General features: G+C 36.1%; 12 protein-coding genes. 7 read left to right on the top strand and 5 right to left on the bottom strand.

Annotation, left to right across the window (positions count from 1 at the left end; genetic code table 11):
- Positions 1-513: 513 nt before the first annotated feature.
- Positions 514-1,074 carry a phase variation DNA invertase MrpI gene (gene mrpI / locus JEP71_RS08055; protein WP_109371496.1) on the top strand — a complete coding sequence of 187 codons (561 nt, stop codon included), beginning with the start codon at positions 514-516 and terminating at the stop codon, positions 1,072-1,074.
- Positions 1,075-1,508: 434 nt separating this feature from the next.
- Here the strand turns inward: mrpI and JEP71_RS08050 are convergent, their stop codons facing one another.
- Genes JEP71_RS08050 through JEP71_RS08040 form a run of 3 tightly spaced genes read right to left on the bottom strand, consistent with a single transcriptional unit; the run spans position 1,509 to position 4,064 of the window.
- The gene (locus JEP71_RS08050; protein ID WP_198626066.1) at positions 1,509-2,732 is read right to left on the bottom strand and encodes an RtcB family protein; all 1,224 of its coding nucleotides are present in this window, start codon (positions 2,730-2,732) and stop codon (positions 1,509-1,511) included.
- Positions 2,729-3,868 carry a slipin family protein gene (locus JEP71_RS08045; RefSeq protein ID WP_109372061.1) on the bottom strand — a complete coding sequence of 380 codons (1,140 nt, stop codon included), beginning with the start codon at positions 3,866-3,868 and terminating at the stop codon, positions 2,729-2,731. The genes JEP71_RS08050 and JEP71_RS08045 overlap by 4 nt, the downstream gene beginning before the upstream one ends.
- Before the next feature lie 31 nt (positions 3,869-3,899).
- Positions 3,900-4,064: a hypothetical protein gene (locus tag JEP71_RS08040; RefSeq protein WP_198619430.1), complete on the bottom strand. Its 165-nt coding sequence runs from the start codon at positions 4,062-4,064 to the stop codon at positions 3,900-3,902.
- 364 nt (positions 4,065-4,428) lie between these two features.
- Here JEP71_RS08040 and rtcR point away from each other — a divergent pair, with 364 nt between their 5' ends.
- Positions 4,429-6,021, top strand: coding sequence for an RNA repair transcriptional activator RtcR (rtcR, locus tag JEP71_RS08035; protein WP_198626065.1), 1,593 nt, complete (start codon positions 4,429-4,431; stop codon positions 6,019-6,021).
- Positions 6,022-6,030: 9 nt separating this feature from the next.
- Positions 6,031-6,948 carry a ribonuclease Z gene (rnz, locus tag JEP71_RS08030; protein ID WP_198626064.1) on the top strand — a complete coding sequence of 306 codons (918 nt, stop codon included), beginning with the start codon at positions 6,031-6,033 and terminating at the stop codon, positions 6,946-6,948.
- Positions 6,949-7,031: 83 nt separating this feature from the next.
- On the opposite strand, the gene JEP71_RS08025 is transcribed toward rnz, so the two are convergent.
- Positions 7,032-7,706 carry a DUF421 domain-containing protein gene (locus JEP71_RS08025; protein ID WP_198626063.1) on the bottom strand — a complete coding sequence of 225 codons (675 nt, stop codon included), beginning with the start codon at positions 7,704-7,706 and terminating at the stop codon, positions 7,032-7,034.
- A gap of 275 nt (positions 7,707-7,981) precedes the next feature.
- Here JEP71_RS08025 and JEP71_RS08020 point away from each other — a divergent pair, with 275 nt between their 5' ends.
- Together JEP71_RS08020 and betT are read left to right on the top strand one after the other, a co-directional pair.
- On the top strand, positions 7,982-8,551 hold the full coding sequence (locus JEP71_RS08020) for a hypothetical protein (protein WP_198619427.1): 570 nt from the start codon (positions 7,982-7,984) through the stop codon (positions 8,549-8,551).
- Positions 8,552-8,917: 366 nt separating this feature from the next.
- A complete protein-coding gene (gene betT / locus JEP71_RS08015; protein ID WP_198619426.1) occupies positions 8,918-10,921 on the top strand; it encodes a choline BCCT transporter BetT in 2,004 nt (667 codons plus the stop codon).
- Positions 10,922-10,992: 71 nt separating this feature from the next.
- Here betT and hpaR read toward each other — a convergent pair whose 3' ends face one another.
- Positions 10,993-11,430 (bottom strand): homoprotocatechuate degradation operon regulator HpaR, encoded by a 438-nt coding sequence (gene hpaR / locus JEP71_RS08010; RefSeq protein WP_109371512.1) that lies wholly within the window; start codon positions 11,428-11,430, stop codon positions 10,993-10,995.
- A gap of 593 nt (positions 11,431-12,023) precedes the next feature.
- Between hpaR and hpaC the strand changes: the two genes are divergently transcribed.
- Both hpaC and dtpB read left to right on the top strand, forming a co-directional pair.
- Positions 12,024-12,542, top strand: coding sequence for a 4-hydroxyphenylacetate 3-monooxygenase, reductase component (gene hpaC / locus JEP71_RS08005; protein WP_198619425.1), 519 nt, complete (start codon positions 12,024-12,026; stop codon positions 12,540-12,542).
- Between the two features lie 597 nt (positions 12,543-13,139).
- Positions 13,140-14,627: a dipeptide/tripeptide permease DtpB gene (gene dtpB / locus JEP71_RS08000; RefSeq protein ID WP_198619424.1), complete on the top strand. Its 1,488-nt coding sequence runs from the start codon at positions 13,140-13,142 to the stop codon at positions 14,625-14,627.
- The last annotated feature ends 7 nt before the right edge of the window (positions 14,628-14,634 follow it).

The following is a 14,634-nucleotide window of genomic DNA, read 5'->3' as shown; positions in this document are numbered from 1 at the left end:
ACCAAATTGTTTTGTTAAAAATTTTCATCTCGAAATTAAACACATTTAGATAATCAAACTTTAAATATCGAAAAAAGAGTTTATAATTCTTAGTGCAATTACTATAATTTGTGAAAAAAGTAAAAAAAATTATTTCTGGATTTTAAACAAAGTAACCAATCATATTTGTTTTTTAAAATAATGATAAATATCAATATGTTAAATAAATTAAGATAAGTGATTAACATTAAATTTGACTTAAGTGAGAAGCCAGAGAATAATAGTAAACAATTTGGTGTATTCTGTTTATTTCTCTAAAGATAACCAAATTCCTATCCATACTCATTTTTCGCTTTTTCAATCAATCACTTTCATTTTCTAAAAATAAATAAACTTTCAATAAACTTGTTTAAAATGAACAAGTAAAAGTGTAAGCATAAAAAAAATACAACTCTTTATTGATGCATATTACTTGTTATAGTGATGCATCAATTGACTTTTGTTCCTTGTTATCTCATTGAAAAGGTTATGAAAATGAAGCAGCGCAAGTTTCTTACACGTTTTGAGATCAATTCTATTTTGAAGCAAGCAAAGGAAGGACGGTATCCAGAAAGAGATTACTGTATGTTTTTAATGTGTTTTTTACATGGGTTTCGCGTGAGTGAACTATGTAATTTAACCTTAAGCGATATTGATTTAGAAAGTCGAATACTCTATGTCAGACGCTTAAAAGGCGGTTTATCAACAACACAACCGATTATCGAAGAGGAGTATGAAGCGTTAGTTAACTGGTTGAAAAAAAGGGAAACATGGAGAGAGGCTGACTCAGAATGGGTCTTTTTATCCCAAAAAACAGGTCCAATTTCTCGTCAACAAGTGTATGGATTACTTCGCCGTTTAGGTAAAGATGCTAATGTATCCATAGCCCCTCATCCCCATATGTTACGCCATGCATGTGGCTATGCACTCGCTGATTTAGGTAGAGATACTCGTTTAATTCAAGATTATTTAGGACATCGTAATATTTCACATACTGTTATCTATACCGCAAGTAATTCAAAACGTTTTGTTCACATTTGGGACGCAAGAAATTAACAATATTTATTTAATTAATATATTCTCTAAGAATTAATACACTAAATAGAGTAGGCTATATTTTTTCAATAAGAATACAGTTAATTTTAATATAACTAAGAAAATTAGGAATTGTTTTATATTAAATAAATAATCACGATTGCAGGTATTAATAATTTATTAATAATCGTTTTCTAATTAAAGAATAACCCAATATCATTATTCTTTTTTTGATTATCTTTATTGGAAGGCAATAAATTTAATATCAGTCTTTATTTATTAATAATATTAAACATTATTTGTTTGATTTTCGATCAAGAAATAAGGGTCTTATTTAAAGAAAATATCTATTCTTAAAAATTTTATTCATTTGCATTCCATGCACACGCTTTCATATCTCACTATCCCCAACGTTATCGTTTGGGGATAGTTATTAATTTCCTTAAAAAATACAATTATCCTTTTACACAAACAACCTGTCGTAGTGTATGAACAACCTCAACAAGTGATAACTGAGCCTTCATAACAGCATCAATATCCTTATAAGCCATCGGAATTTCATCAATCACATCTTCATCTTTTCGACATTCCACATGTGCTGTTGCTCGAATTTGGTCTTCAACACTAAAAGCTTTTTTCGCTGCTGTTCGGCTCATTACACGTCCTGCGCCATGACTACATGAACAGAAACTTTCGGCATTTCCTTTTCCTTTTACAATAAAGCTCTTAGCACCCATTGAACCAGGGATGATCCCCATTTCACCTTTCTGAGCTGAAACGGCTCCTTTTCGAGTCACCAGTACTTCTTCGCCAAAGTGCATTTCCTTTTGTACATAGTTATGGTGGCAGTTCACCGCCTGTTGCTGTGTCGTAAAAGGTTTAGTTATTTGTGTCGATAATGCCGCCAACACGCGTTCCATCATAATTTCACGATTATGTCGGGCAAAATCCTGTGCCCATTCTACGGCTTCTATATAGTCATCATAGAAAAGCGTTCCTTCTTTTAAGTACGCTAAGTTTTTATCAGGCAAATTAGCGATATGCTCCCTCATATCTTCTTGTGCCATTTGTATAAATAACGTACCGATAGCATTACCAACACCACGAGAGCCACTATGTAGCATTACCCAAACATTATCTGATTCATCAAGACACAATTCGATAAAGTGGTTTCCTGTTCCTAATGTACCAAGGTGACGATAGTTATTCGTATTTCGTAAACGTGGGTACTTATCGGTTAAAACCTTAAAACGCCCTTCAAGTTGTTGCCAATGTTGATCAACAAGTTTAGGTGGGTTCTTCCATGAACCACGATCATTCCCTGATTGATAACTTGTTCTTCCATGAGGTACTGCTCTTTCTATTGCCGTTCTTATGGCAAATAAATTATCTGGTAGATCATTTGCGTGTAATGATGTTTTCACCGCAATCATTCCACACCCAATATCCACACCAACAGCAGCCGGAATAATCGCGCCTTTTGTTGGAATAACACTCCCGATTGTTGAACCTTTCCCTAAGTGAACATCTGGCATTACCGCCATATGTTTGAAAATAAAAGGCATCTTCGCGGTATTAATAAGTTGTTTTAGAGCATCTGCTTCAACAGGTACACCATTTGTCCACATTTTGATTTCAGCAGTTCCTGCTTCTTTTACTATTTGATGATCCAATATCATGCCTGTGCTCCTTTAATTTGTACTAACCCGTTTAATACTTGGTCTAAACCGCCATAAACGGAAATCTTATCAATACGTTCTGCAATACGTTCTACGGTTTCTAGCTCTTTTAATCGTAAGGCTACTGGATTGTTTTCCATCACTTTTGCCGTATTTAATAAAGAACGCGTTGCGGATGTCTCTTCTCTTCGACGAATAACATTAGCCTGTGCTGATTTTTCTGCCTCAACCACTTGCGCTAAAATCGTTTTCATTTCGCCTGGTAAAACAATATCTTTTACCCCTAATGAAGCCACTTCAATACCATATCCTTTAGTCACTTCACTGATTTTTTCACTCACTAAGGTGTCAATCAGCGTTTTATTCTCTAATAATTCATCTAATGTTCTTGTTCCTACGGCTTCGCGTAACGCAAACTGCAACTCTTTATATAAGAATTCAAGAGGTGAACTCAGTAATTGGTACGCTGAAAGCACATCGCTATAACGCCAACTTGCTGACAAATTAATGCGTAATGTTACTTTATCTTTCGTTAAGATCTCTTGACCACTCACATCGAGTGTTTGTAAGCGCATATCAACAACCTCAACATCAACTTTGTGCTGATAACGCCAATAGCCTTTTAATCCCGGTGGCAATAGTGATTGAACTTCACCATCAACACGGATAATGCCAGCATGCCATGTCGGAATATCCACACTTAATACACCTTCACTGCCTTTTACAGTTTGGTTACGTAATTTTGGATGCTGCAATTTTTTAACCAAAGTTGGCGAAACTTCCAATTCATTTGCTGACAACACTTCCATTGAGCGTTGTGCATAATTCCAATAGAGACGGCGAGTACTCGGCGCTAAGATCTCTTTGAGTGAGCTATTTTCATAGAGTAAGCCAATCTCTTCATCAGATAGCACAATATCAAAACAATATTCACTCACCCATTCTGGATGATATTGGCGTAAAAACTCGGCTTTCTCTTTTTCAATTGCAGGGCCGTTTAACTCCACCAGCTCAACACTTAATTGGCGACGAAGATCGAAAAATTTATGCTCACCAGCTACAAGGACGTCAATATACTCATCATCCTTCTTTAATAAACCCAGCTGTCCTTGTTTCACTTTTATTGTTGTTCTTATCATCATTGCTTCCTTTTGCTCTTCTTTATTATTAGCTTTCTTTTATTACCATTTTTATCGTGACTTGCTTTCCACGAACAAACTTGGCGAAATCGAAGGGAAAACAAGAGAGGAACGTTACTTTGTTTGTCTCTTCTTCTGCCTTCAATCCAGCGTAGTTGCTGGTGGATAAGCAAGGTGACGGTACTGCTGTCACAACGATTTTCTATCTTTAATTTTACATTTGGATTTGTAATGGTTTTTGGTGTCAGGAATCGAACCTGAAAATAACCCTCTTCACCTACAGAGTCCCGATGTGGAGGAACACATTTAGATAACACCACAGAGTGTTCTTTATGTGCCTACCAGATTTAAAATCTGCTCAAGACACTCATAATATTGCGAGGATCGTGCCAAGTTTTTAAATCTCACTAAAAATATTTTTAATTCATTGTTTTTATTTGAAAAAATATTTTTAACGTAATTTTTAAATATTTAGCCATTGAATTAAAAATGATAAAAACCTATCTTTTTATCTATACATTTATAAATATAGATAAAAAATAAGTAGGGATAACTTAATGAAACGCAAAGTGGTGATTGGTGTTTTAGGCACAACATTAGATAAACGAGGTAAAAGTCATAAAAGATGGAACTCATGGCGCCCAACAATTTCGATTTGCCATCAAAAAGATTTCCCCGTTAGTCGATTGGTCATGATCCATCAACCTAATGATTCAATGTTAGCGTCAAAAATCACTGAAGATATTCATACTGTCTCCCCTGACACAGAGGTATTACCTTACGAAATTGATATTTGTGATCCTTGGGATCTAGAAGAGGTTTATAGTCACTTTCTTGATTTTGCAGTAAATTACCCATTTGATACTGAAAATGAAGAATATTATGTACATATCACAACAGGTACGCACATTGCCCAGATTTGCTGGTTCCTCCTGACTGAAGCCCATTACTTACCTGCAAAACTATTACAAACCTCTCCTTCTTCTAAAATAGAAAATGAAGATGGCAACAAAACAGTACAATCATCCACAGGTAGTTATGCTGTTATTGATCTCGATTTAAGCCGTTATACAAAACTAACGAGCCGATTTGAGCATTACCATAATGAGTCCCTCTCTTTCTTAAAATCGGGGATCGCCACACGTAATGAACGTTTTAATACTTTAATTGCTCAAATTGAACGTGTTGCATTGCGCTCCGTTGCGCCTATTTTATTAACAGGCCCTACAGGCGCTGGGAAATCATTCCTTGCTCAGCGTATTTATGAATTACGACAGTCTCGCCATTTTGTAAAAGGTCGTTTTATTGCTGTTAACTGTGCCACTTTGCGTGGTGACAATGCGATGTCCACTTTATTTGGGCATGTAAAAGGGGCATTTACAGGTGCATTACAAACCAGACAAGGATTATTAAGAGAAGCCGATAAAGGGATTTTATTTCTTGATGAAATTGCAGAGTTAGGACTTGATGAGCAAGCCATGTTGCTTAAAGCGATAGAAGAGAAATCTTTTTATCCCTATGGCTCAGATACTGAGGTACAAAGTGATTTTCAGCTGATCGCAGGAACGCATCGTGATATGGACAAGCAAATTGCGAAAGGACTTTTTCGTGAAGATCTCTATGCAAGGATCAACTTATGGTCTTTTTCATTACCGGGTTTAGCCGATCGTAAAGAGGATATTGAGCCTAATATCGATTATGAATTGCATCACTTTGCAAAGCTTTATCAAAAGGCAATCCGTTTTAACGCTGATGCAAAATCACACTATATTCGATTTGCAACGTCTGAACAGGCATTATGGCGTGGTAATTTCCGTGAACTTAGTGCTAGTATAACGCGAATGGCAACACTTGCCGAAAATGGTCGTATTACCCTTCCTCTTGTTGATGAAGAAATTAAACGTTTAAAACAAAATTGGGGAGTTGCTTCCTCTTCTTTATTTAATAGCACTGATATTGATCTTTTCGATCTTAGCCAACTGAATACCGTTATCAAAACGTGTCAGCAATCATCAACACTCTCAGAAGCTGGTAGAAAACTTTTCGCAGTATCAAGACAAAATAAAAAACAACCCAACGATGCCGATCGCCTACGTAAGTATCTTGCGAAATTCAATTTAAGTTGGGAACAAATTCGACATGGAGAATAATATTTCATTATGGAGCTCACTTTTTTAGGCACTAACGCAGGCGTTCCTTCTAAAGATCGCAATGTCACCAGTATGGTGCTCGATTTACAAAATAAACAAAAAAGTATGTGGATGTTTGATTGTGGTGAAGCGACACAACATCAAATATTGCATACCCGCGTGAAACTACCGCGTTTAAATAAAATTTTTATTACCCACTTACATGGCGATCATATTTTTGGTTTACCGGGATTACTTTGTAGTCGCTCAATGGGTGGAACGGAAACACTTTTAACAGTATATGGTCCTACGGGTATAAAAGCCTTTATAGAAACGTCGCTAACATTAAGCCAATCCTATTTAACTTACCCTATTAATATTGTTGAAATTGACAAAGCGGGTTTTCTTTTTGAAGAAGAAGGTATGAAAGTCAGTTGTGAGGCATTGTCTCACCCCGTACCTTGTTTTGGTTACCGCTTAGAAGAAGAAAACAAACCAGGTAAGTTAGATGCAGAAAAACTGAAAGCGGAAAATATTCCAGCAGGCTCTTGGTTACAAGACTTAAAGCAAGGCAAAACTATAACATTACCAGATGGACGAACAATTGATGGTAAAGACTATATTGGTGATGAAATAGAAGGTCGTTGTATTGCTATTTTTGGGGATACTCAACCTACACCTAATGCATTAAAGCTGGCTAATAATGCCGATGTTATTGTTCATGAAGCAACGTTTAAGCATGAAATGACAGAACAAGCAAATAGTCGCGGGCATTCAACAACTGTGCAAGCGGCAACATTAGCAAAAGAGGCTAATGCTAAAAAGCTGATTATTACTCATATTAGTAGCCGTTATTTACCCGAAGACTGCGTTGAGTTACTCAATGAAAGCCAACAGATCTTTAGCCATACTGAAATGGCTTCTGATTTTGAGGTATTTAAGTTGTAATGGCATTTTCGCTAAATAACAATGGCGGCATGATGTCGCCATTTCGCTATTCACAAATCATCCAACCATTGATTTAAACTTCTTTAATTATCCTTCAATAGCGCGGTACGTTTTATCTTTCCATCTTGCAAAATAAAATTCACTTTGCCATCCCAAAATTCCGCCAAAAAAACATCTTCTGGTTTATCAATATGTTGATTTTTCATCTCATCTTGTAGCCACACTTCGTCTTTTTCTATTTGCGCTAATTCTGATGTTCGAATAACTCCGTCTTTCATGACAATAATCGAAGGCATTTTTGCACCATCACATACCACCGTGATTTGTCCATCAGGTTCAATCTGGGCGTAATTGACTTCCTGATATGAATGAATACCTTGAGCATGAAGACGAGACGTGATGTTAAGAATGTCTATTTTATTTTTTTTCTCCATGATGTTTTCCATAATAAACTCTCCCTTCTTGATAATAGGAATAGGATTACCAATGGTCACTGCACGGAAAAAATTGAAATGTTTGCTGATATAATTAAGCAAAGAGATAAAACAGACACCAATTAAGAAGACGATAATATATTGATAAAGAGGGATCGCATCGGTATAAATTACCCCACCCATAATGCCACCGAGCACAAAATTACCAATAAAATCAATAGGTGTTAATTGGGAGAGTTGTGTTTTACCCGATAAATTCATATGGGCTAGTATGATAGTAAAACCAATAATAAATTTGATAATAACCAGAAAGTAATATTCCATTTGCGTCTCACATTTCCAATAATTTCTGCACTTATTATAAAGCAGAAAATCTCATCTAGATAAAAATCTAAATTATTTTTACTTTGTTTTTCATGGGATTTGACTAAGAAAAAACACTTAATATACTTAGGTTTGTTGATTTTAAGACTCGCACTATACTTATTAAGATAGTTTTGCCGTAATCTCTTACAATCAACGCAATAGTTTCTCGCCTTTTCTAGTTTTTACGCGGGATATCACTGAATTGTTTTTGAACACATATTTTGGAGAAAAAAATGAATAAAAAACTACTTACTTCATTGGTTCTAGCGGGTCTTGTTACCATTACAGCTGGTTGTGATGATTCATCTAAAAAAGTTGATGAAGGCATTGACAAGGCGAAAGAGACAGCAACTCAAGTCACCGAAACTGCGCAAGATAAAGCGAATGAATTAACTGAACAAGCCAAAGATAAAGCTGCTGACTTGAAAGAAGATGCATCAGCAAAAGCAGATGAATTAACACAACAAGCTCAAGAGCTAAAAGATAAAGCTGAACAAAAAGCAGCTGAGCTAAAAGATGCAAGTGCTGCAAAAGCTGAAGAAGTTAAGCAAAACCTAGAAGCTGAAGGTAACAAATTATCTGAAAAAGCCGCAGAGTTAAAACAAGATGCGAGTAAAACAGCAGATAACCTAATGCAAGAAGCAGGCAACAAAATTGATCAGCTAAAAGGTGATGCTGCAAAAACAAGTGATGATGTAAAACAGCAAGCCCAAGAAACTGAAAACAAAGCACTTGATAAAGCGGATCAATTAACCGATCAAGCGAAACAAAAAATTGATGAGTTAAAAACTGAAAACAAATAATCCGATTTCAGTTTTTTTGATGATTTGTGAGCCAGTAAATTTTTACTGGCTTTTTTTGTTCATAAAAAAGACAAGGGTTGATCGATTAAGCAAAAAATGTAACCATGTTCTCCTTTTTTCAACAGGAGAAACCTATTAAAGTGCGAAAGCAGCTATAAACAAAAAACAGCAATAAATTGATTTAATTGTCATTTTCTTCATCTTACGGAAAAAATAATTTACTTCCGTTCTTTTTATAAAACATCACACTAATTTGATGCTTTATTCAAATTTTCTTATGAACTTTTCTTTTCTGATCACATAGACAATCAGAAAATTGATAGCGAAAAGTCTCTTTCTAGGAAAATAACAAAAAATAGGTTAGCTATGAGTCAACAAAACGATATAACCCCTCAAAAAGTTAGGATGAAAATTAATCCTCCCGTTTTTTATACATCTGCATTATTAATTTTATTGGTCGTTGGCTTCTCTGCATTATTTCCAGAGCTGGCAAATGATAAACTCAGTCATCTTCAGGAAAATCTCTTCACGAATGCGAGTTGGTTCTACATTCTAGCCGTTGCATTGATTTTGCTGAGTGTGACTTATTTAGGGCTTTCTCGATTTGGTGAAATCAAATTAGGCCCTGATCACGCTCGCCCTCACTTTAGTTATTTTGCTTGGTTTGCCATGCTCTTTTCAGCAGGAATGGGGATTGGCTTAATGTTCTTTGGTGTTGCTGAACCTGTTATGCATTATCTGATGCCTCCAACCGGTGAAGCTCAAACCATAGAAGCCGCAAAAGAAGCCATGCGATTAACCTTTTTCCACTGGGGATTACATGCATGGGCAATTTACGCCATTGTCGCTTTGATCTTAGCTTTCTTCTCTTATCGCCATGGTTTACCGTTAACACTGCGTTCTGCACTTTACCCAATTATTGGTGATCGCATACATGGCCCAATTGGTCATGCTGTTGATATTTTCGCTGTTATGGGAACCGTATTTGGTGTCGCAACTTCCCTTGGTTTTGGTGTTCTACAAGTTAATGCGGGTTTAAACCACCTCTTTAATGTACCTATTAACCCAACGATTCAAGTCGTATTGATTGTTGTGATCACAGGGCTTGCAACCATTTCTGTTGTTTCTGGTTTAGAAAAAGGCATTCGTTTTTTATCTGAACTTAACTTAGGATTGGCGGTTATTCTTCTTTTATTAGTCATTATTCTCGGTCCAACTGTATTGATATTAAAATCATTTGTTGAAAATACAGGGGGATATCTATCCGAAATTGTCAGTAAAACCTTTAATCTTTATGCATACGAACCAAAATCGAGTGATTGGTTAGGGGGATGGACACTGCTTTATTGGGGTTGGTGGCTTTCATGGTCACCATTTGTAGGGATGTTTATCGCACGTATTTCACGAGGTCGTACTATTCGTGAATTTGTTGTCGGTGTTCTGTTTGTTCCTGCTGGTTTTACTTTACTCTGGATGACCGTTTTTGGTAACACAGCGATTCATTTAATCAAAGATAAAGGGGCAGAAGCCCTCGCCAATATCGTACAACAAGATGTGTCATTGGCTTTATTTGAGTTCTTAAATTATTTCCCATTCTCATCTGTTTTATCCTTCTTTGCGATGTTGATGGTCGTTGTCTTCTTTGTGACTTCAGCAGACTCAGGCGCGATGGTTGTTGATACTTTAGCTTCTGGTGGTGATAGCGAAACACCAGTATGGCAACGCATTTTCTGGGCGGGTTTAATGGGCGTTTCTGCAATTACTTTATTGTTAGCGGGTGGTTTAACTGCACTACAAACAGTAACCATTGCAAGTGCACTTCCCTTCTCGATAGTATTGCTTGCTTCTATTTATGGACTAATAAAAGCATTGCGAGTGGATGTATATAAACGTGATAGCCAACAACTCACGACAATTGCACCACCAGCAAGCCGCAATCCGATCCCTTGGCAACGCCGTTTAAGAAATATTGCCTATTTTCCTAAACGCTCTCATGTAAAACGTTTTATGGATGAAGTGATCCAACCCTCAATGGAAATGGTATCTGCTGAGTTAAGTAAGCAAGCAACGCAATGTTTTATCCATAATGAAGAAGATGATCGAATTGGTTTTGAAGTCGATTTAGGCGATGACATGAATTTCTTCTATGAAGTTCGCCTACGTTTTTATACTCAACCTGCCTTTGCTTTAGCTGGATTAAGTGATGAAGAAAAAGACGAAGAACATAAATATTATCGTGCTGAAATTCATTTAAAAGAAGGTGGGCAAGATTACGATGTAATGGGTTGGACGAAAGAACAAATCATTCACGATATTCTTGATCAGTATGAAAAACACATTCACTTTTTACATGTGTTAGGTAAACAATAATTCTATCCACTGATAAAAGTCCAAAAGGTGATGTGCTAAACATCACCTTTTTTTCTTACTTTCAAGATAACTTATTTTTCAGCTTGCGCCGAGTCATCAGCCTCTAAAGCAATCAACTCTTTTAATAGACCTGACAGTCGCTGTAATTTTTCAGTGGAAAATTTTTGCTCAATTAATTGATAGCCCTTATCTATTTTAGGCTGAATTATATCGTATAAATTTTGACCATTAGCAGAAAGAGAGACAAACAGCTTACGTTGGTCACTCACGGGTTTTAAACGACAAATTAATTCGTCCCTTTCCATTCGAATCAGAATGCCCGTTAAACTAGGTCGAAGAATACACGCTTTTTGCGCTAATTCGTGAAAATCAATAGAACGCTTATCCGCAAGTACTCGAATAATCCGCCACTGCTGTTCTGTCAGATTATGCTCTTTGAGAACAGGTCGAAAAAAACCCATTGCAGATTCCCGAGCTTGTAATAGCGCGATAGTTAATGATTCATGCATAATCAAGAAGCTCTTTATATGGTGTTATAGGTGAAATGACAAAATATCACTCAATATAGACAGTGAAAAAGTACCGCTGTTTATGGTTTATAAAATGACTATATTCTAAGAATAGACTAATTGTTACAATTATTCATATTAACAAATAAATAAAGTTGACTCAATTTTTGCAATTTTCTTCCCTTTGTGCAATTTATCACCCATGTTCCTTTTTTAGGATTAATTTCATCTTCCGCAACATCTTGAGCTATACGCAATTTTTATGAATTGGCAATTTGTGTTATCTGTTTATCAATCAAAAAAAGTAGCCTAATTTGCCTATTATCCTACCTCTATATTAGGAATAATGGCGCTTAGCGATAAGGTTGTCTCACCGTTATTTGAGATAAAGTTAACGAGTTGTAACAAAGAAAGATTGCTATCTTTGTTCATGCGCGGTAGCGTTACGGCTTTAAAACAACGCAACAAAGAAACCGGCAATAACATCACAACTTTGTTAGCGAAGTAGTTAGGTGATTTTTTTAGTTATCTAACTAATAATTATTTTAAGTGAAGACGCCCACAGACGAGAAGTCTGGCAGTAGGAGTAAATAATGTCTGAGGAAAAACAGGCTAACCCACTTTTTCGGGATGCGATGGCAAGCTTAGGTGCTGCGGTCAATATCGTGGCAACAAATGGTGATGCGGGATGTTGTGGCTTAACAGCAACAGCTGTATGTTCTGTTACTGATAACCCGCCTACCGTGATGGTCTGCATCAACAGTAAAAGCCAAATGAACGCTATTTTTCAAGAAAATGGAAAATTAAGCATCAATATATTGAATCATGAGCAAGAAGAAATGGCATGTCATTTCGCCGGAATGACAGGGCTTGCGATGGCTGAGCGCTTTACCCAACCAGGATGGCAAAACGGACAATTACAACAACCCGTATTAACAAATGCGCTTGCCTGCCTAGAAGGTGATATTTATGATGTACGCCAAGTGGGTACACATTTTGTTTATATGACCGAAATTAAGAATATTTCGGTGCGTGAAGATGGTGATGGGCTTATTTATTTCAAGCGTCGTTTCCATTCTGTTAAAAATGAACAAGTACCAATCCCTGTTTAAATTTCACCTATTTTACCTCAAGATAAAAACGCACTTTTAATAAGGGCGTTTTTTTATTGATTATAATCACATCATAAATTAAATATTTATTTATATTAAATGAATATTTATTTAACCAAATAACATTCACTAGCGTTTAGATATTTATTAAATATTTATTAACATCTGTTTGTTATAAAAGATTAATTTTTAATTATAATGAAAAATTTCTTTCTAGAATCAATCAGTCACATAATCAAAAATATTTTCTCTCTACTTTTATCCTGTATCTTTATTTAATTTACTCAGATTAAAATACAAACAAATAATAATCTTCCTGATTATATTTTATACCAAAGATCAATTAAATGACTTTATTTTAAAATAAACTAATGAATATTTTTTTCAATCTGGTATTAATCTTACCCACAGTGTGATCAACCTTTGAGAAGTCATTCCATCAATATATTAGTCTACTCGACTTGCTGATTACCTTCTTAAATTTGCAAACATCACTCTAAATGCGACAGATAATGTTACCGTCGTGTAACATTCCTCGTGAATGTGAGTAAATAACATCGTTGTTGAAAATAAATAATAATTAGGGGCATTACAGATATGGATAAACCCGCTCAAGTCGGTTTATTACAACAGCCTAAACCATTCTTTATGATTTTCTTTGTAGAATTATGGGAACGTTTTGGTTACTACGGCGTACAAGGTATTCTTGCCGTTTATTTTGTTAGTAAACTCGGTTTCTCTCAAGAACAGGCTTTCATTACTTTTGGTGCATTCTCTGCACTGGTTTATGGGCTTATTTCTATTGGTGGTTATGTTGGTGACCACTTATTAGGAACAAAACGAACCATTGTTTTAGGTGCTATTGTTTTGGCTATCGGTTATTTCATGACTGGTATGTCAATTATGTATCCTAATTTAATTTTCTACGCATTGGGAACTATCGCAGTAGGTAATGGTTTATTTAAAGCCAATCCTGCAAGTTTATTAGCGAAATGCTATCCACCTAAAGATCCACGTCTTGATGGCGCATTTACGCTATTTTATATGTCGATCAATATCGGCTCATTAATTTCTTTATCTATCGCCCCGGTACTTGCTGAACGTTACGGATATGCACTGACTTATAATATCTGTGGTATTGGCTTGCTCATGGCGTTATTAGTTTATTTCTTCTGTCGTAAAATGGTTGCCAATATTGGTTCTGAACCAGACCATTTACCGATGAACTTTAGCAAACTGTTATTAGTTATTGCTGGCTCAATTGCTATGGTATTTGTTTGTGCATGGTTATTGCACAACGTTATGATTGCAAATATTGTCTTAGTTAGCTTGTCTATTATTGTTGTCTTCATTTATTTCCGTGAAGCGTTTAAACAAAAAGACAGAGTTGCTCGTAATAAAATGTATGTTGCATTTGTTCTGATGTTAGAAGCTGTTGTTTTCTACATTCTGTATGCTCAGATGCCAACTTCACTGAACTTCTTTGCTATTCATAATGTTCATCACACGCTTTTAGGCTTTGATATTAACCCTGTAAGCTTCCAAGCACTAAACCCATTCTGGATCATTATTGCTAGCCCAATCCTTGCTATCGCTTACAGCCATTTTGGCGCGAAAGGTAAAGATTTCTCAATGCCAGCGAAGTTTACTGCTGGTATGCTTCTGTGCTCATTAGGATTCCTTACAGCGGCAGCATCAGGTATGTGGTTTGCCGATGCTCAAGGCTTAACATCACCTTGGTTTATCGTTCTGGTTTACTTATTCCAGAGCTTAGGTGAACTGATGATCAGTGCGTTAGGTTTAGCAATGGTTGCAGCATTCGTACCGCAATACATGATGGGCTTTATTTTAGGTATGTGGTTCTTAACACAAGCCACGGCTTATCTGTTAGGGGGTTATGTAGCGACTTTCACAGCAGCACCAGAAGGTATTACTGATCCACTACAAACATTACCTATTTACACTGATGTATTTGGTAAAATTGGTATTGTGACCTTAATTGTTGGTTTAGTGATGTGGGCAACAGTACCTTTACTGAACCGCATGATGAAAGAAGAAAGCAAAGACGTTAAAGTCGCTGGCTAATCTTTCA

Origin of the sequence: Proteus sp. PR00224, from assembly GCF_016238105.1 — a bacterium.
GTDB lineage: Bacteria > Pseudomonadota > Gammaproteobacteria > Enterobacterales > Enterobacteriaceae > Proteus.
Note: the sequence above shows the minus strand (reverse complement) of the source record. Positions and strands in the feature narration are given on the sequence as shown.